13 protein-coding genes are annotated in these 19,142 nt (G+C 63.3%); 7 read left to right on the top strand and 6 right to left on the bottom strand.

Features of this window, described 5'->3' with window-relative positions; all coding sequences use genetic code 11:
• Positions 1-81 precede the first annotated feature (81 nt).
• From DM374_RS17425 to DM374_RS17410, 4 genes are all read left to right on the top strand, one after another.
• Positions 82-684: a heme acquisition protein HasA gene (locus tag DM374_RS17425; RefSeq protein ID WP_110970983.1), complete on the top strand. Its 603-nt coding sequence runs from the start codon at positions 82-84 to the stop codon at positions 682-684.
• Positions 685-852: 168 nt separating this feature from the next.
• Positions 853-2,619, top strand: coding sequence for a type I secretion system permease/ATPase (locus DM374_RS17420; RefSeq protein ID WP_110970982.1), 1,767 nt, complete (start codon positions 853-855; stop codon positions 2,617-2,619).
• A gap of 3 nt (positions 2,620-2,622) precedes the next feature.
• Positions 2,623-3,969 carry an HlyD family type I secretion periplasmic adaptor subunit gene (locus DM374_RS17415; RefSeq protein WP_371929338.1) on the top strand — a complete coding sequence of 449 codons (1,347 nt, stop codon included), beginning with the start codon at positions 2,623-2,625 and terminating at the stop codon, positions 3,967-3,969.
• Positions 3,969-5,318: a TolC family outer membrane protein gene (locus DM374_RS17410; protein ID WP_110970981.1), complete on the top strand. Its 1,350-nt coding sequence runs from the start codon at positions 3,969-3,971 to the stop codon at positions 5,316-5,318. The genes DM374_RS17415 and DM374_RS17410 overlap by 1 nt, the downstream gene beginning before the upstream one ends.
• Here the strand turns inward: DM374_RS17410 and DM374_RS17405 are convergent.
• From DM374_RS17405 to DM374_RS17390, 4 genes are all read right to left on the bottom strand, one after another.
• The gene (locus tag DM374_RS17405; RefSeq protein WP_110970980.1) at positions 5,228-6,040 is read right to left on the bottom strand and encodes a copper chaperone; all 813 of its coding nucleotides are present in this window, start codon (positions 6,038-6,040) and stop codon (positions 5,228-5,230) included. The genes DM374_RS17410 and DM374_RS17405 overlap by 91 nt on opposite strands.
• A 2-nt stretch (positions 6,041-6,042) precedes the next feature.
• Complete coding sequence (locus DM374_RS17400; RefSeq protein WP_177431571.1) at positions 6,043-7,578, bottom strand: tyrosinase family protein; 1,536 nt, start codon at positions 7,576-7,578, stop codon at positions 6,043-6,045.
• 173 nt (positions 7,579-7,751) lie between these two features.
• The gene (locus tag DM374_RS17395; RefSeq protein WP_095159904.1) at positions 7,752-9,272 is read right to left on the bottom strand and encodes a nucleobase:cation symporter-2 family protein; all 1,521 of its coding nucleotides are present in this window, start codon (positions 9,270-9,272) and stop codon (positions 7,752-7,754) included.
• A gap of 262 nt (positions 9,273-9,534) precedes the next feature.
• Positions 9,535-9,900 carry a PilZ domain-containing protein gene (locus tag DM374_RS17390; protein ID WP_110970978.1) on the bottom strand — a complete coding sequence of 122 codons (366 nt, stop codon included), beginning with the start codon at positions 9,898-9,900 and terminating at the stop codon, positions 9,535-9,537.
• A gap of 181 nt (positions 9,901-10,081) precedes the next feature.
• Here DM374_RS17390 and DM374_RS17385 point away from each other — a divergent pair, with 181 nt between their 5' ends.
• The 3 genes from DM374_RS17385 (at position 10,082) to yjiA (ending at position 13,420) form a co-directional block, all read left to right on the top strand.
• The gene (locus DM374_RS17385) at positions 10,082-12,148 is read left to right on the top strand and encodes a carbon starvation CstA family protein (RefSeq protein WP_095159902.1); all 2,067 of its coding nucleotides are present in this window, start codon (positions 10,082-10,084) and stop codon (positions 12,146-12,148) included.
• 15 nt (positions 12,149-12,163) lie between these two features.
• Complete coding sequence (locus DM374_RS17380) at positions 12,164-12,361, top strand: YbdD/YjiX family protein (RefSeq protein ID WP_110970977.1); 198 nt, start codon at positions 12,164-12,166, stop codon at positions 12,359-12,361.
• Positions 12,362-12,448: 87 nt separating this feature from the next.
• Positions 12,449-13,420 carry a GTPase gene (gene yjiA, locus DM374_RS17375; protein WP_110970976.1) on the top strand — a complete coding sequence of 324 codons (972 nt, stop codon included), beginning with the start codon at positions 12,449-12,451 and terminating at the stop codon, positions 13,418-13,420.
• Between the two features lie 399 nt (positions 13,421-13,819).
• Here the strand turns inward: yjiA and glyA are convergent, their stop codons facing one another.
• Together glyA and DM374_RS17365 are read right to left on the bottom strand one after the other, a co-directional pair.
• Complete coding sequence (gene glyA / locus DM374_RS17370; RefSeq protein WP_110970975.1) at positions 13,820-15,073, bottom strand: serine hydroxymethyltransferase; 1,254 nt, start codon at positions 15,071-15,073, stop codon at positions 13,820-13,822.
• Positions 15,074-15,180: 107 nt separating this feature from the next.
• Positions 15,181-19,029 (bottom strand): bifunctional diguanylate cyclase/phosphodiesterase, encoded by a 3,849-nt coding sequence (locus tag DM374_RS17365; RefSeq protein WP_110970974.1) that lies wholly within the window; start codon positions 19,027-19,029, stop codon positions 15,181-15,183.
• Positions 19,030-19,142: the final 113 nt, after the last annotated feature.

Genomic DNA, 19,142 nt, shown 5'->3' with positions numbered 1-19,142 from the left:
GCAATCAACGATTTTGTCCTTCAGGACAAAAACGAGGGCAGGAGCCTTCGTCAAACCACCAAAACGTTCAGAGGAACAGTTATGAGTATTTCCGTTACTTACGATGCCGTCTTCGCCAACTACACCGTCGACCAGTACCTGTCGGAGTGGGCCACCGGATTCGCTACCGCAGGTCATGGCAATAGCAACACGGGTGGCTTCAACACAGGCACCTATGACGGCAGCGAGTACGCCACCCATGGTGCCAACGGCTCCGACTACGCGTTCATCGCCGGTAGCGATACCGCCAATGGCCTGCACTATGTCTTCACCCCTGGGGTTCCGTCCGGCAGCAACTTCAACCACTACCTGTGGGGTGCTCTGGACGAGGTGTCGCTGGGCTACGGCCTGGGTGGCGGTCAGGGTAGCGACTTCACCCTGCAACAGGACGTGGTGACCTTCGCCGGCCTGGACCTGGATTCCGTACTGGGTGCCGGCCGTACCGGAAACGAAGTCCACCAGACCATTTTCGGCCTGATGCAGGGCAATACCTCCGCCCTGGAAGGCGTACTGGACACCCTGCTGTCCAGCTACGGCGTCTCCACCGACAGCACCTTCGCTGCCATCAGCGCTGCCCTGGCTTCGTCCCCGGCCACCGCCGTCGGCGTCCAGGCGTTGCCGGAAGATCTCGCTCTGGCGGCGTGATCGCGACATAAAAAAGCGAATGTCAGGTCACCCTGGCATTCGCAGATCTGCTGCATTTACCCCGCAGCCCGTGTCTTTGCCGGGCCCAGGCTGCGGTGGTGCGAATTCTGTGGCGAGGGCGGAGTGAAAGCAATCACCCGCCGTCGCTGTCTGCGAGGAATCCAAGCAATGGGAACCGCTCCCGTTTCGGTCAATGAAGTGCGGCTGGCGCTCAAGGCCTGTCGCGCCAGCTTCGCCAATGTCGGTGTGTTCACTGCGGTGATAAACCTGCTGATGCTGGCGCCGGCGCTGTACATGCTGCAGGTTTACGACCGGGTGCTGTCGTCGGGCAACGAAATGACCTTGTTGATGCTCAGCCTGATGATCGTCGGGGTGTTCGCCTTCATGGGCCTGCTGGAGTGGGTGCGCAGCCTGGTGGTGATCCGCCTGGGCACGCACATGGACCTGCGTCTCAACCCACGGGTATTCCAGGCGGCCTATGAAGCGAGCCTGGCGGGCAGCAAGGGCGCCGCTGGCCAGGTGCTGGCGGACCTGACCAGCCTGCGCCAGTTCGCCACCGGCCAGGCGTTGTTCGCCTTCTTCGATGTGCCGTGGTTTCCGGTGTACCTCGCGGTGATGTTCCTGTTCAGTCCCTGGCTGGGCCTGATGGCGCTGGTCGGCGCGGTGCTGCTGATGATCTTGGCCTGGCTCAACGAACGGCTGACGCAAAAGCCCTTCGCCGACGCCGGCCAACTGGCCCAGCAGGCCGGACTGCAGGCCAGTGGCAACCTGCGCAATGCCGAGGCGATGGAAGCCATGGGTATGCTCGATGCGGTGCGCCAGCGCTGGACCGGCCTGCACCATGGTTTTCTCGGCCAGCAGAACCACGGCAGCGAGCGCGCTGCGGCGGTCACTGCGGTATCCAAGTGCCTGCGCCTGACCCTGCAATCGCTGGTACTCGGCCTTGGCGCCTGGCTGGCGCTGGAGAAGCAGGTGAGCCCGGGGATGATGGTCGCGGGCTCCATCCTCATGGGCCGGGTGCTGGCGCCGATCGATCAGGTGATCGCGGTCTGGCGCCAGTGGGGTTCGGCACGCCAGGCCTATGAGCGCCTGACCGCGCTGTTGCAAGCCCAGCCGCCACGCCCCGAAGGCATGCCGCTGCCAGCCCCCAGCGGTCGCCTGGCGGTGGAGCAGGTCACCGCGTTGCTGCCGGGTAGCGGCAAGCCCTGCCTGAGCAACCTTGGTTTCGCCCTGGATGCCGGCGACTCGCTGGGCATCATCGGTGCTTCGGGCTCCGGCAAGTCGACCCTCGCCCGTTTGCTTGTCGGGGCAGCGAAGCCCTTCGACGGCAAGGTCCGCCTGGACGGCGCCGACCTGCAACGCCTGGACAGGAATGCCCTTGGCCAGCACATCGGCTACCTGCCCCAGGACGTGCAGCTGTTCGCCGGCAGCATCGCCGACAACATCGCCCGTCTGGGTGAGGTTGATGCCGAGGCGGTGGTGGTGGCGGCGGCGCAACTGGCCGGGGTCCACGAGATGATCCTCAAATTGCCTGCGGGCTACGACACGGTGCTTGGCGAGGGCGGCAGCGGGCTGTCCGGCGGCCAGCGCCAACGCATCGGCCTGGCCCGCGCGCTGTATCGCCTGCCGGCACTGATCGTCCTCGACGAACCCAACTCCAACCTCGACGAGGCCGGCGAGCAGGCGCTGCTGGCAGCGGTTGCCAAGGTCCGCGAACAGCGCCGCACGCTGATCCTGATTACCCACAAGCCCAGCCTGTTGAGCGGCCTCGACAAACTGCTGGTGCTGCAGAACGGCCAGTTGCAGGGGTTCGGCCCGACCGCACGGGTGCTCCAGGACCTGCAACGGGCCGCCCGTCCTACCGTGGTGCCCACGCCTACCGCGCCGCGCAGTCCCACCTCCGTCAGCATGAGCTACGGCACACCGAGAGCCTGATCCATGAATGCCTCCGCACCGCTATCCGGCCCGGTCGACACGACCCGGCCGCCCCATAACGTACTGAACATGGACGAGCGCCGTCCGGCGCGGCTCGGCCTGTGGCTGGTGGTGGCCGGTTTCGGCGGCTTCATGCTCTGGGCCGCCCTGGCGCCCCTGGACAAGGGCGTTCCACTGAGCGGCAACGTGGTGGTGGCCGGCAGCCGTCAGGCGGTACAGCACCTCAATGGTGGCGTGATCGAACAACTGCTGGTCCGTGATGGCGATCAGGTCACGGCAGGGCAGGTGCTGGTGCGTCTCGATGCTACCCAGGCCAAGGCCCAGTACGAGTCGCTGCGGGTGCAGTACCTGACGGCGCGGGCCATGCAGGAGCGTCTGCTGGCCGAGCGCGACGGCGCCAGTGGCGTAGTGTTTTCCCCGGCGTTACTCAAGGACGCCAGCGAGCCCTGGCTGGCGGCGATCCTCGACACCCAGCGACAGCTCCTGCTCAGTCGCAGGCAGGCACTGGAAATGGAACTGGCCGGGTTGCGCGAGAACAGCGCCGGGGCCCAGGCCAGCCTCGACGGCGTGCAGGGGTCGCTGGCGGCCAAGCAGGAGCAACGTGCCGCCTTGCAAGAGCAGTTGCAGGGCCTGCGTGAGCTGGCCCGCGATGGCTACATTCCGCGCAACCGCCTGTTGGACAGCGAACGCCTGTACGCCCAGGTCAACGGCGCCATCTCCGAAGACCTCGGCACCGTTGGTCGTACCCGTCGTCAGCTTGGCGAACTGAAGCTGCGCGTCGCCCAGCGCCAGCAGGAGTATCAGCGTGAGGTGCAGCAGCAACTCACCGAGGCCCAATCCAACACTGCCGACCTCGACAACCGCCTGCGCAGCGCCGCCTTCGACCTGGACAGCACCGAGATCAAGGCGCCGGCCAGCGGTACCGTGGTCGGGTCCAGCGTCTTCACCAACGGTGGGGTGATCACCCGCGGCCAGTCGCTGATGGAGATCGTCCCCCGGGACGTGCCGCTGCTGGTGGACGCCCGCGCCACGGTGGAACTGGTGGACCGCCTGCGCCCCGGCCTGCCAGTGGAACTGCTGTTCGTCGCCTTCAACCAGAGCACCACGCCGCGGGTCGAGGGCGAGGTCACTCTGGTGTCCGCCGACCGCCTGCTGGATGAACACAACGGTCAGCCGTATTACCAGGTCCGCGTGCGGGTCGGCGAAGACGGCTTGCGCCAACTGGCCGGGAAGGACATCCGCCCCGGCATGCCGGTGGAAGCCTTTGTCCGCACCGGCGAGCGCTCGATGCTCAACTACCTGTTCAAGCCGTTGACCGACCGGGCCCATGTCGCCCTGGCGGAGGAATGATGCGTCTGTTGTCCTGCGTGATGCTGATGGGCCTGAGTCTTCCCGCTGCCGCCCTCGACCTGAGTGATGCCTTCGCCCTGGCGCTGCGCAACGACCCGACCTTTCACGCTGCCATCGCCGAGCGCGACGCCGGGCTGGAGAACCGTGCCATCGGCCGTGCTGCGTTGCTGCCGAACCTGTCGTACCGCTACAACAGTGCGCGCAACGATTCGGAAGTGACCCAGTCCACCACCGCCGGCACGCTCACCAGCCAGCGCGACTACCGCAGCTATTCCTCGACCCTGACCCTGCAACAGCCTTTGTTCGATTACGCCGCCTGGTCCCAGTACCGCCAGGGTGTGGCCAAGGCGCTGCTGGCTGATGCGCAGTTTCGCGGGCGCGGGCAGGAACTGGTGGTGCGCCTGTTCCAGGCCTACAGCGAAGCGTTGTTCGCCAATGAGCAGATTGCGCTGGCCCAGGCCCAGCGGCGGGCCTACGCCGAGCAGTTGCAGTTGAACGAGCGGTTGTTCAAGGGCGGTGAGGGCACCCGCACCGACGTTCTGGAAACCCGCGCCCGCTATTCCCTGGCCGAGGCCCAGGAAATCGAGGCGGCGGACAGTCAGGATGCGGCCCTGCGCGAGTTGCAGGCGATCATCGGCGAGCCGGTGGCGGTGAAAGACCTGGCGCCCCTGGCCGCAGGATTCCGGGTGGAGCCGTTGGCGCCGGCGAAGTTCGAGCACTGGCGCGACCTGGCGGTCGCCAACAACGCCGAGCTGATCGCCCAGCGTCACGCGGTGGAGGCGGCGGACCAAGGCGTCGAGCGCAATCGCGCCGGGCATCTGCCCAGCCTCAGCGCCTACGCCAGCACCGGGCGCTCCAGTTCCAGCTCGGAGAGCACCTACAACCAGCGTTACGACACCGACAGTGTCGGTATTCAACTGAGCATGCCGTTGTTCGCCGGTGGCGGAGTATCGGCGGCGACTCGTCAGGCTCGGGCCGAGCGGGACCGGGTGCAATATCAGCTGGACGGCAGTACCGCCGACACCCTCAATCAGTTGCGCAAGCAGTTCAACCTGTGCGCCAGCAGCGTGGCCAAGGTGCGCGCCTATGAGCTGGCGGTGGAGTCGGCGGACCGTTTGATCGACGCGACGCGCAAGAGCGTGGCGGGCGGGGAGCGGGTCAATCTGGATGTGCTGGATGCCGAGCAGCAGCTGTACACCGCGCGGCGCGACCTGGCCCAGGCCCGCCACGAATACCTGCGGGCCTGGTTGCAGGTTCACTATCTGGCGGGAACCCTGGAGGCGAGCGACTTGCGACGGCTCGACCGGTACTTCGCCAGCCGTGATGCCAGGGTCTCCACCAGCCGTTGACCAGCAGGCAGCGGCCAGCGCCAGCGGGCCTGGCGCGCCGGAAGCAGGCGCTCGTAGGCCAGCCAGACCATGCACGCCAGCATCAGCAGGCTATGCCCCTGTTGCACCAGGCTGGGCAGCAGCATCGCCGGCCAGCAGGCGCCGATGCACCAGAATCCGTTGGTCAGCCCGTAGCGCAGGCAATCCCGCACCATGGGCCAGCCGAAGGCGGAAATCCGCGGCGGATAGTGACAGTTGTTCAGGCAGTGCTGCTTGGCCGGTGAGGCCTGCCAGAGCAGGCACAGGCCCAGCACCAGCGCCAGCATCAGCCACGGGCTGTCGCTGCCGAGCAATTGCGCGGTGACACTGAGCAGGGCGATCACCACCCCGGCTGCAGTCCATACCAGGCAATAGCTGAGCAGGAACAGACCCAGGGCCAGAGGGCGGCGACGGCGCAGGCTGCGTTTCCACAGATAGACCAGCGGCCCGCCCAGCAGCAGCGGCATCATCGCCAGCAGCATCAGCAGCCAGGCGAACAGCAGGCCTTGCGGGTCGAAGGTCAGGGCCAGGGTCCAGGCGGACCACAGCCCGTCGGAGACCCGCGAGGCCACCGAACCGCAGAATGCCGGGAGCATCAGTTGGGCTGGTGCTCCGAGCATTGCCGCCCAACCGGCGAGACTGGCCACGGCCAGCCACGGCCATGGACCGCGCAGCAGCTTCTCTGCGAAATGCCGGTTGAACATCCTTACTGGCCCTGGCGGTAGACGCTGATGCGACCGATGGAGATATCGGCAGCCGGGGTCAGGTCGACGTTGGCGACCACGCTGATGTGCAGGTGATCCAGGTCCAGATGACCATTGACGTTCAGGCGGTTGACGATGTCGGTGATGTCGAGGACTGCGGTCAGACCGGCGCCGGCGTGACCTTCATCCTTCTGGCTGGCTACCCGTACACCGAACAGCCCGATGTCACCGGCGTACAGATCGGGGTAGCTCTCTGGCGATGCACCGTCTGGCAGGTTGACGTAGATCGAGAGGATCACGGCGTTGAGCTGGCCGCGGATGTTCTCCACGTTCAGGTACACCCGCTCATCGGGCAGCGGGGCGGCGTTGCCGGCGCCCAGTAGCCCGCGTGCGGAAAGGTTCCGCGTGACCTTGGCGATGCCGGGTTTGTCCAGGCGCACCGGGCTTTCGAAGCGGCTGCCGAGCAGCTTGATCGGCTGGGCATTGGCGCCGAGCAGTTCAGTGACTTTGGTATCGGTCACGGCAGTTGCCTCCACCTTCGCGGCGGCAAGGTGCGCCTGGCGTGGTTTGGGAAGGTACTGGTAGGTATAGCCCAGCTCTTCCAGGCTGAGCATCTGCGAGACGATGTACGTGTAGGTGCTGCCATCCGGAGCCGGCATGATGAACGGACGACCACCTGACGGCGGGCCTTCGACCCAGTCTGAATCATTGACCGGGTTCTTGTGCGCAGGATTACGGTCGAGCCATACCTGCCAGAGGCGGTCGATGTTGGCGTGGTGCAGCCAGAACACGGGGTCCAGACCAGCCATCTGCGGATCCGACATCAGGCCTTCGAACGGTTGTTTCTCGCCGTGCCTGTTTATGTGACCGCCAACAGCGATGTGCACCGGATTGTGCGGGTTGTTTTCCAGGCCACCTTGCACGTCACCGTCGAAATGGAAGACGGTTTCCGGGCCGCCGAAGCCCGGCGTACCACCCGTGGAGCCGCCGGTGAAGAGGGCGATGTCCAGCGACTTGAGGTTGATTTTCAGTGGATCGATGACCACCCGGTGGTCGATGGTATTGCCGAAGCGCAGTTTCGGCAGGGCCAGCGGGTTGTCGCTGCCGTCGGGCAGCTTGGCTTCGTAAAAGATGTGCGGCAGGGTGACACTGTGCAGCCGGGTGCCTATCTCGTTGTAGTTCCAGTAGGGCAGGGCCCAATCCGAGGGGCCGCCCAGCTTGGTGATGGTGTCGCGCACGATGTTTTCGAAGGCTTGCAGGTAGCCGCGGTGCCACGGCAGGAAGTACCAGCTCTGGTGCTGGCACTGGTTCCAGAACGTGTCCTGCTCCGCTTGTGAAGGGAGAGGCGTGTCGTTGGTGATTTGCCAGTGGCTTATCCAGAGGTCTTTCTTGAAACCATGGATGGCGCCGAGGAATTGCCAACTGGTGTTGTCGGTGATCGGCCGCTTCTGCAATTCCTGGACGGCCTTGGCATACCAGAGCATGGTGTCGTTCCAGCCTTCTCCCAGGTCCCACAGATCCTTACGCACATACGTCATGTTCACGCTCTCCATTTCCATGTGAAGGGGTTCCATACGGACCGATGACGATAGTCCAGTGACGGCAATGTGCCATGCCCCTGTGTCGAAATGTTGAACGAAACTGACGGCGGACACTAAAAACGAAAAAAGGACCGGTGCTTTCGCACCGGCCCTTCGGGTTTTCCGCGTTATCAGTGTTCCGCTACGGCCTGTCTTCGCGGGGCCGTGTCGGGGTTGCCGTCATGGTCCACCACTGGCACTTCCTTGCCTTCGGCGTCGAACAGCTTGCCGTCCTTGAAGTAGTCGCCATCACGCAGCACGGAGATGTCGGAGTAGTTCAGGGTGCGCTCGTAGCCTGCCGCGAATACCGACTGCTGGTCCGAGTTGCCGGTCTTGAAGTGGTTGAACAGCAGGTTCAGCGAGATCGCCATGATGGCTGCCGAGCTGATCCCCGAGTGGAAGATGGTTTCGAACCAGTTCGGGAAGTGATCGTAGAAGTTCGGTGCGGCGATCGGGATCATGCCGAAGCCCAGGGAGGCGGCGACGATGATCAGGTTCATGTTGTTCTTGTATTCCACCTTGGACAGGGTACGGATACCACTGGCAGCCACGGTGCCGAACAACACGATGCCGGCGCCACCGAGTACCGAGGTCGGTACTGCGGCAATGACCCGGCCCATGATCGGCAGCAAGCCGAGGACCACCAGGATCACACCACCGGTCGCCACCACGTAGCGGCTCTTGACCCCGGTCACGGCCACCAGGCCGACGTTCTGGGCGAAAGCGCTCTGGGTGAAGGAACCGAAGATCGGCGCCAGGATGCTCGACGCCATGTCAGCGCGCAGGCCATCGCCCAGACGCTTGGAGTCAACCTTGGTGTCGATGATTTCGCCGACCGCAAGGATGTCCGCCGAGGTTTCCACCAGGGTCACGATGATGACGATGCACATCGACAGGATCGCGGCGATGTGGAAGGTCGGCATGCCGAAGTGGAACGGCGAGGGCAGGGCGACCATCGGGCCTTCCAGCACCTTGCTGAAGTCGGCCATGCCCAGCGACCAGGCGATCAACGTACCGATGACCATCGCCAGGAGAATCGACAGGCGTGAGATCGACGCACTGCCGAGCTTGCTCAGGAGCAGCACGAAGGTGAACGTCAGGGCCGCCAGGCCGATGTTTTCCATGCTGCCGAATTCTGGCGACTTGCTGTTGCCACCCATCACCCAGCGGGCCGCGACCGGCATCAGGGTCAGACCGATGGTGGTGATGACGATACCGGTCACCAGTGGCGGGAAGAACTTGGTGATGCGCGAGAAGATCGGTGTGATCAGGAAGCCCAGGAACGAGGCCGCCATCACAGCGCCCAATACCCCCGGCAGGCCTCCGCCGCCTTCAGTGGAAAGAATGGCGCCCATGGTGGCAACGCCTGCGAACGACACACCCTGTACCAGCGGCAACTGGCAACCGAAGAACGGCAGGCCAAGGGTTTGCAGCAGGGTGGCCAGGCCACCGGCGAACAGGGACGCGGCGATCAAAAGACCAATCTCCGCAGGCCCTAGACCCGCGGCCTGGCCGAGGATCAGGGGGACAGCAACGATACCGCCATACATCGTCAAAACGTGTTGCAGACCATAGGCCAGGTTGGGACCCAGGCCGAGATTTTCGTCTTCAGGACGCGGAACTGAAGACGTGCTTGGTGAGGACGTGTTCATGGGAGCGTGATCTCTGTTTTATTGTTGTGCCGCCACTGTAGACAACTGCTACATAAGATTGCCAGCACAATTGTATACAATTTTTTGATTGTCTCAGGGACACTCTGCCCTTGACTTGAACACGATCACCTTTGCAGCTTTCGTTCCAACAGGCGCGCCAAAACGCTGAAAGGCCATGAAAAGGCCCTTCAGGTGTGTGGGATTAGCAGGATTTAAAGCTGATCAGGTCGTCAGGTTCTGGTGGGTAGCAGGCTAAACGATCTTAAACTTCGATGAGTTTTTCGAATTCCCGCTCCAATTCGGTGCGGTCTGCGAGATTAAGCTCGATAAGGCGGCGCAGGTGTTCTATCGACTCCAAGTCGAGGTGTTTACAAATGAAGCCCAGATACGGGCCCTCTACATGGCGCAATTCCACCTGCATCCTGACCACGGCGTCCGCGCTCAGGTGCACGGCGGCATCGAAAAATTGTTTATCGTCGCCGTCCCAATACTCGGGAGACTCGATCAACAGGCCCTTGAACGAGATATCGAGCAATTTGACCGGCCAGCGCCGCTCGTCCTGGATCAGTTCGGTAGGTGCATCGAAGGCAATGCGTTTGAAGCGTCGGCGTTCGTTCTGCTCGCTCATACTCGGCCCTCCACGGTTGTTCTGAACTATAGCGCAGTGCTTGCCAGCGCCAGGCAAGGGGCGCAATCTGCGATGGTGGCCATGGGCTCTGGAGGCTCTAGACCAACGTTGGGGCTGGCCTTTCCGGCCAGTATCGCTAGACTCGAAAAGCTACCTTTTATCCACTAGCTGGAAGCGAACCATGAACAACAATAATAGCCTGGCCCGCCATATTCCCTGGCTGGCGCTGGCAGTGATAGGGGCCTGTGCGCTCGGGGTGGTTGCCCTGCGGCGTGGCGAAGCCATCAATGCCTTGTGGATTGTCGTCGCCTCGGTGGCGATTTATCTGGTTGCATACCGTTACTACAGCCTGTTCATCGCCACCAAGGTGATGCAACTGGACCCGCGTCGGGCCACTCCGGCGGTCCTCAACAACGACGGTCTGGACTACGTCCCGACCAACAAGCACATCCTCTTCGGTCACCACTTTGCCGCCATCGCCGGCGCCGGCCCGCTGGTCGGTCCGGTTCTCGCCGCGCAAATGGGCTATCTGCCTGGAACGCTCTGGCTGATCGCCGGTGTGGTGCTGGCCGGCGCGGTGCAGGACTTCATGATCCTGTTCCTCTCCACTCGCCGCAACGGTCGCTCCCTGGGCGACATGGTGCGCGAGGAGATGGGCCGGATCCCGGGGACCATCGCCCTGTTTGGCTGCTTCCTGATCATGATCATCATCCTCGCGGTGCTGGCGCTGATCGTGGTCAAGGCCCTGGCCGAGAGTCCATGGGGCATGTTCACGGTGATGGCGACCATCCCGATCGCGATGTTCATGGGCATTTATATGCGCTACATCCGTCCGGGCCATATCGGCGAGATTTCGCTGATCGGCGTGGTGCTGCTGCTCCTGTCGATCTGGCTGGGGGGCCAGGTTGCCGCTGATCCGGTCTGGGGCCCGGCGTTCACCTTCACGGGTGTGCAGATCACCTGGATGCTGGTGGGTTACGGCTTCGTCGCCGCAGTGCTGCCGGTCTGGCTGGTGCTGGCACCGCGCGACTACCTGTCCACCTTCCTCAAGATCGGTACCATCATTGCCCTGGCCATCGGCATCCTGGTCATCGCGCCCGAGCTGAAAATGCCGGCGCTGACCCAGTTCACCGATGGCACCGGTCCGGTCTGGAAAGGCACCCTGTTCCCGTTCCTGTTCATCACCATCGCCTGTGGCGCCGTGTCCGGCTTCCATGCGCTGATCTCCTCGGGCACCACGCCCAAGCTGCTGGACAACGAAACCAACGCCCGCTACATCGGCTACGGCGGCATGCTGATGGAGTCCTTCGTCGCCATCATGGCCATGGTTGCCGCGTCGGTGATCGAGCCGGGTGTCTACTTCGCCATGAACAGTCCGGCCGCAGTGGTCGGCGCCGACGTCGTGTCGGTGGCGCAGACCGTCAGCAGTTGGGGCTTCGCGATCACGCCGGAGCAGCTCGAAGCGACCGCCCGTGACATCGGCGAGCACACCATCCTGGCCCGTGCCGGTGGTGCGCCGACCCTGGCGGTGGGTATCGCGCAGATCCTCCACCAGGTGTTGCCAGGTGAGAACACCATGGCGTTCTGGTACCACTTCGCGATTCTGTTCGAGGCGCTGTTCATCCTCACCGCGGTAGACGCCGGTACCCGTGCCGGTCGCTTCATGCTGCAGGACCTGCTGGGCAGCTTCGTTCCGGCGCTGAAACGCACCGAATCCTGGGGCGCCAACCTGCTGGCCACGGCTGGCTGCGTAGCGCTGTGGGGTTATCTGCTGTATCAAGGCGTGATCGATCCACTGGGTGGCATCAACACCTTGTGGCCACTGTTCGGTATCTCCAACCAGATGCTGGCCGGTATCGCGCTGATGCTCGGCACCGTGGTCCTGATCAAAATGAAGCGCCAGCGCTACATGTGGGTCACACTGGTTCCAGCGGTATGGCTGTTGATCTGTACCACCACCGCAGGCCTGATCAAGCTGTTCGACCCGAACCCGGCTGTCGGCTTCCTGGCCCTGGCCAACAAGTACAGCACCGCGCTGGACGCCGGCCAGGTACTGGCTCCGGCCAAGGACATCGGGCAAATGCAGCATGTGATCTTCAACGCCTACACCAACGCTACCCTGACTGTGCTATTCCTGATCGTCGTGTTCAGCGTCCTGTTCTTCGCCATCAAGGTCGGCATCGCCGCCTTCGGCAAGAAAGAACGCACCGACAAGGAAACGCCTTTCCAGGCGCAGCCGGACGCCTAACCGAGGAATGCCGTCATGTTCAACGACCTGGGTCGACTGGGTAAGTACCTGGGGCAGGCAGCCCGCCTGATGGTCGGGATGCCCGACTACGACAACTATGTCGAACACATGAAGAGCAAGCACCCGGACAAGCCGATGATGAGCTACGAGGAGTTCTTCCGGGAACGCCAGGAAGCCCGTTACGGCGGCAAGGGTGGGCCCAAGTGCTGTTGAATCACAGCGCTTGGCGTCAATGACAAACCTGTGGGAGCCCGGCGCGCCGGGCTCCCACAGTCATTTTCAGCGTCAGGAGAATTCCCCGTGCAGTCCCCCATTCCCGTGACCGTGCTCAGCGGTTTCCTCGGTGCCGGCAAGACCACCTTGCTGCGGCACATCCTCAAGGCCGAGCACGGCCTGAAAATCGCCGTCATCGAAAACGAATTCAGTGATGCCGGTATCGACAGCCAATTGCTCGGCGACGAACCGGTTCAGGTCATGACCCTGGCCAACGGCTGCGTCTGCTGCAGCATCCACACCGACCTGACCAAGGCCCTGTTCCTGCTGCTGGAGCGCCTGGACAGCGGTGAAATCGCCTTCGACCGGCTGGTGATCGAATGCACCGGCCTGGCCGATCCCGCGCCAGTGGCACAGACCTTCTTCATCGAAGAGGAACTGCGCGAGCGCTACATCCTCGACGGCATCATCACCCTGGTGGACGCGGTCCACGCCGACTTGCACCTGACCCAGGCCATCGCCCAGGCCCAGATCGGCTTCGCTGACCGGCTGCTGTTGAGCAAGACTGATCTGGCGGACAGCCAGTCCGTCGAAGCCCTGAGCGCCAGGCTTGGCCGGATCAATCGCCGCGCGCCCATTCGTGTTGTGGATAACGGCCGCATCGACCTTGCCGAACTGCTGGATGTACGGGGTTTCAACCTCAATGCCGACCTCGGTGGCGGCTTGAGCCTGCGCCCGGTGACGGGGCCGGCGACCCCGGACCGCATTTCCAGCATGGTCCTGCGCACCGAAACCCCGCTCGACATCGACCGCCTCAGCGACTTCATGAACGAGTTGCTGGAAGAGCATGGCAAGCAACTGCTGCGCTACAAGGGCGTGCTGAACATCGCCGGCGAAGATCGCCGGCTGGTGTTCCAGGGCGTGCTGAAACTCTATGGTTTCGACTGGGACACCGAATGGGCCGAAGGGGAAACCCGGGAGAGCGTGATGGTGTTTATTGCCGATCAGTTGCCGGAAGAGAAAATCCGGGCGGGGTTTGCGGCGTTGAGTGGTGGTTGATGCTGGCAGGCGCATGCCTACAGACTTTCAGCGTTCTTGAAACCGAGCGCCGCCCGCGCGGCGCATCGCGAGCTCGCTCCTACATCGGTTGCAACGTGCCATGGCCTGACGGAGAGGTGTTGTCCGCCCTTGGCGTTTGGCGATGAATCGCGGAGAAGCTGTTGAAGTAGGCTCGATACCGCGTCGTGCAAACAAGGCGGTCAACCATGGCCTGACAGACATAGGCGCGTTGCAACCGATGTAGGAGCGAGCTCGCTCGCGATGCGCCGCGCGGGCGGCGCTTGATCTGAAGAGCGCAAAAACTCCCGGCTAGCAGCGCCCACAAAAAAACCGATGCCAGTCACCCGGCATCGGTTTTTTCATGCCCGGCAATCAAGCCGCCGGGCGCTCATCGGTCAATCAGTTGCCGTAAACCGGCAGCTTCTTGCAGATGGCTTTGACTTTCTCGCGAACAGCGTCGATCACCGCTTCGTTGTTCAGGTCAGCCAGGATGTCGCAGATCCAGCCAGCCAGTTCCTTGCACTCGGTTTCCTTGAAACCGCGAGTGGTCACTGCCGGGGTGCCGAAGCGCAGGCCGGAGGTGACGAACGGGGAACGTGGGTCGTTTGGCACGGAGTTCTTGTTCACGGTGATGAAAGCGCGACCCAGGGCGGCGTCGGCGTCTTTACCGGAGATCTCTTGCTTGATCAGCGACAGCAGGAACAGGTGGTTCTCGGTACCGCCGGAAACCACGTCGAAACCGCGTTCGATGAACACGCCGGCCATGGCCTGGGCGTTTTTCACGACTTGTTGCTGGTAAGCCTTGAACTCAGGCTGCAGCGCTTCCTTGAAGCAGATGGCCTTGGCGGCGATCACGTGCTCCAGTGGGCCACCTTGTGCGCCCGGGAAGACGGCGGAGTTCAGTTTCTTCTCGATGTCGGCGTTGGCGCGAGCCAGGATCAGACCGCCACGTGGACCGCGCAGGGTCTTGTGGGTGGTGGTGGTGACGACGTCGGCGAATGGAACCGGGTTCGGGTAGACGCCAGCAGCAACCAGACCGGCAACGTGGGCCATGTCGACGAACAGGTAGGCACCGACCTTGTCAGCGATTTCGCGGAAGCGGGGGAAGTCCAGGACCTGCGAGTAAGCCGAGAAACCGGCAACGATCATTTTCGGTTTGTGCTCGACCGCCAGACGCTCGACTTCGTCGTAGTCGATCAGGCCATTGCCGTCGATGCCGTATTGAACAGCGTTGTACAGCTTGCCCGACGAACTCACGGCGGCGCCGTGGGTCAGGTGGCCGCCGTGGGCCAGGCTCATGCCGAGGATGGTGTCGCCAGCTTGCAGCAGGGCCAGGTAAACGGCGCTGTTGGCTTGCGAACCCGCGTGCGGCTGGACGTTGGCGTAATCGGCGCCGAACAGTTCCTTGGCGCGGTCGATGGCCAGTTGCTCAACCACGTCGACGAACTCGCAACCACCGTAGTAGCGCTTGCCTGGATAGCCTTCAGCGTACTTGTTGGTCAGCACCGAACCCTGGGCCTCCATCACGGCTGGGCTGGTGTAGTTTTCCGAAGCGATCAGCTCGATGTGCTCTTCCTGGCGCTGAGCTTCTTGCTGCATGGCTTCGAAGAGCTCGGCGTCGTACTTGGCAATGGTCAAATCACGGCTGAACATGGCGGTCCTCAAGGATCGGGGTGAAATAGGCGGGCATTCTAACCCATAGACTTTTGTCTGGCATATGAAAGGGGATCATCTGGCAGACAAATGGGATTCACGCAGGATCACTCCAGCATGAACAGGGTTTCGTTACTGAATTGCGCCTCGAACTGGTTAGGCGGCATCGGGCGCCCGAACAGGTAGCCCTGGACCTCGTCACAGCCGTGCTCGCGCAGGAATTCCAACTGCTCGTGCGTCTCTACGCCCTCGGCGATTACCGCCAGGTTCAGGCTGTGGGCCATGGCGATGATTGCCCGGGCGATTTGCGCGTCCTGCTCGCCTTCCGGCAGGCCGTCGACGAAGGTGCGGTCGATCTTCAGCACGTCGATGGGGAACTGCTTGAGGTAGTTCAGCGATGAGTAACCGGTGCCGAAGTCGTCTACCGCAATGCTCAGGCCGAGGTTTTTCAGGCTGTCGAGGATCTGCATCGCCTCGTTGACCTCGCGCATCAGGATGCTTTCGGTCAGTTCCAGTTCCAGGCAGGCCGGCGGCAGGTCGGTTTCCTTGAGGATGTTGGCGATCCGCGTGCCGAGCTGGCCGTCGGAGAACTGCCGTGCGGAGATGTTCACCGAGACCTTCGGCACCCGCACCCGCGCTTGATGCCAGGACTTGAGCTGGCGGCACGCCTCGGCGATGACCCAGTCGCCGACATCCACCACCAGACCGAGTTCTTCGATCACCGGGATGAAATCCCCCGGCGGCACCAGCCCGCGCTGCGGATGACGCCAGCGCAGCAGGGCTTCGGCGCCGGTCAGGCGCTTGCCGTCGCCGCTGAACTGCGGCTGGTAATAAAGGATGAATTCGTTCTGCTCCAGCGCGTGGCGCAAGTCGCTTTCCAGTTCCAGACGCTCCAGGGCGCTGGCGTTCATGTCCGCCTGGTAGAACTGGAAGTTGTTCTTGCCGCGTTCCTTGGCATGGTACATGGCCGTGTCGGCGTTCTTCATCAACTGGCTCAGTTCGCTGCCGTCCTGCGGACTGAGGGCGATGCCGATACTGGCGGTGACGAAGAACTCGCGGTTTTCCAGGACGAACGGCCGTACCAGACTGCCAAGAATCTGCTCAGCCACATTGATGGCGCGGTTCAGCGCCATTTCCCGTGTCGCCCGTGGTTGCAGCAGCAGGGTGAATTCGTCGCCGCCCATGCGGGCCACGGTGTCGTCGTCGTCGACGCAGTCCAGCAGGCGCTCGGCCATGTCTTTGAGCATGCGGTCGCCGGCGGCGTGGCCGAGGGAGTCGTTGATCGGCTTGAAGCGGTCGAGGTCGAGGAACATCAGCACCACCCACGACTTGTGCCGCTCGGCCTGTTGCAGCGCCGTGTGCAGGCGGTCCTGGAACAGCGTGCGGTTGGGCAGGTGGGTCAGGGCGTCGTAGTAGGCCAGGCGGTGAATGCGCTGTTCGCTGGCCTTGCGCTCGCTGATATCGGTGAAGAAGCACACGTAGCTGGCCAGGTCGCCTTCGTCGTCGAGCACCGCAGTGATGCCGACCCACGCCGGGTAATGCTCGCCATTGCGCCGCTTGAGCCAGACTTCGCCTTCCCAGGTGCCGCGCTGGTGCAGTTGCTTGAGCACGTAGCGCAGGTGCGCTTCCTGTTGTTCGTCGACGGTAAGCATGCCGGGCAACTGGTCGAGCACGTCGCTCACGGCATAGCCGCTGACCCGGCTGAACGCCTCGTTGGCCTGGACGATGTAGCCGGCCGGGTCGGTGATGAGGATCGCCGAGGTGGAGTGCTCGAAGACCGTTGCCGCCATGCGCAGGTCTTTTTCCGCGCGGCGTTGCTGGCTGATATCGCGGCCGACGCCGAGGATGCCGCCGAACTGGTCGTGCTCGTCCCAGACCAGCACCAGACGCAGTTCGATGGGGATCTTGCGGCCGTCGGCGCGCAGGCAGTCGAACAGGAACAACTGGGTCGGCACTTGGGTCCGCAGGGCTTCCAGTTGCGCGGCGTCACCGAGGGCGCGGTTGACCCGCTCGACCAGGGCGGACAGCCCGGTCAGTTGCGCCGGGTTGGCGATGGTCGATTGCCAGCCATTGTTGAAGATCCACTCGACGTCATAGCCCAATACCGCCCGCACGGACGGGCTGACATAGTTGAGGCGCAACTGATCGTCGGTGGAGAAGATCACGTCGCTGATGCTTTCGGCGAGCATGCGATAGCGTTGTTCGCTGTCGCGCAGCGATTCGCTGGCTTCGAGCTGGTCGGTGACGTCCTTGGCCACGCCGATGATCCGCGTGACATGGCCGGCCACGTCGCGGGTCAGCGCCTGTTCGCGGATGTCGTAGCGGCGCCAGCGCTGATCGTGATGGCGGAAGCGCAACTGACAGTGCAGTTGCTCGACGTAGCCGCTCAGACGCTGCTGCTGGCGCAGGTCGTTGTAGAGCGCGGCGTCTTCCGGATGCAGCAGGACTTCCCAGAAGAACTCGCCCATCTGCGCCAGTTCGTTGCGCGCGTAGCCCAGGGTCTGGCCGAGGTGGCGGTTGCTGAAGATCATCCGCAGGCTCTGCACGTCCTGGACGTAGAGCTGGTCAGGAACGGTACGGACCACGTCGGACCAGAAACTCTCGCGTTCCAGCAACGACAGTTCGACGCGTTTGCGGCTAGTGATATCGCTGATGCTGAGGATCACCGCGTGATAATCGCGACGCGCCTCCGGGAACCGCACCATCAGCCACAGGTGCTGCTCCAGCCCTTGCTCGGTCGGCAGGCGCACTTCCAGTTCCAGTTGCGTCTGGTTGTCCAGCACCGCTCCCAGCAGTTGCAGGCCGATGCCATCGTTTTCCAGCGCGCTGCCGGCGACCAATTGCCGCCAGGCACCCTCGCAGCAATCCACCCCGAGCAGTTGCAGGGCGACCTGGTTCACTTCGGTGACTTTCAGTTCGTGCAGGAGAATTTCGCGCAGCGCCGGATCCAGCTCCAGGCGTTGCTCCAGTTCGTTGCGGCTGCGCAGGCGCAGGCGTTCGAGGATCGCGGTAAGGCCGGAAAGGTTGAGGACGCAGAGGGCGACACCGGTGCTTTCGAAAATGTCCTGATAGCGCCGACGGCCTTCCTGCAAAACGCGATTGCGGCGACGCATGTTGATCAGCGCCAGCAGTGGCAGCAGGGCACAGAGCACGACCAGCATGGCTTTGCCGACCAGCGCCGGAAGCAGGTCGCGGCGGCTGCGTTCGGCGTCATAGAGGCCGCGCAGTTGCCAGTCGCTGTTATCGAGGAAAGCCAGCATCACGCTTTGCAGCGGCGCTTGTTCACTGTTTGGCGAGGTCTCCGGGCGTGGTTGCAGGTGAGTGCTGATGATTTCGCCGGTCCGGCTGTTTTCCAGTTGCCACTGCGGCTTGACCGCATGCTCCAGGCGGCTGGCCAGTTGCTGGTACCAGGTTGGCTGCAGGCGCAGCAGCCAGTAGCCGCTGCTGGTTTCTCCCGGCTGGCGCAGCAACAGATAAATAAAGGCATTGTCGTCAGCATTGCTGAAACGGTAGGTGCTGTCGCGGTTCTGCCGGAGCAACTCGGCCATCGCCGGCTGGTCGGGGGAATTGTCCATGCTGTCACGCAGGATCTGCCCATCGCCGTTCAGCCAGGCGAGGCTGTGCAGGGCCGGCAACTGTTTATGCAGGCGAGTGAACAGGGCGGGGACGGCGTCTTCGTCCGGGACCGCAGCATTGGCTTGCAGCAGGTTCAGCGCGGACTGGGCATCGAGGGCCAGATTCAGGTTCAGGCGGTCGGCCAGTTCGGCGGCGGCATCGACGCTGTGTTGGCGGCGATCGCCAAGGATGTGCCGGTATTGATCGAGCATCTGCCAGAACAACAGGGCCAGCAAAAGCAGCACCAGGATCGCCAGTGCGCCCTTCAGCGACCCGCGTAGGGACTGACCCGACGCAGCGGAGGCTTTGCGCAAGGAGGACGGCTGAGTGAGATTGGTCAAACGGTGATCCTGCGGTATGGCTGGCCGTGGTCCAGCAGCGCGAGAGCAATGCCGGCCACACGGGCGGCGATCCAGGGCTGCACTATAAGCCTGACGCCCGAAGGGCGGCTAGC

The organism is Pseudomonas huaxiensis (genome assembly GCF_003231275.1).
GTDB lineage: Bacteria > Pseudomonadota > Gammaproteobacteria > Pseudomonadales > Pseudomonadaceae > Aquipseudomonas > Aquipseudomonas huaxiensis.
Note: the sequence above shows the minus strand (reverse complement) of the source record. Positions and strands in the feature narration are given on the sequence as shown.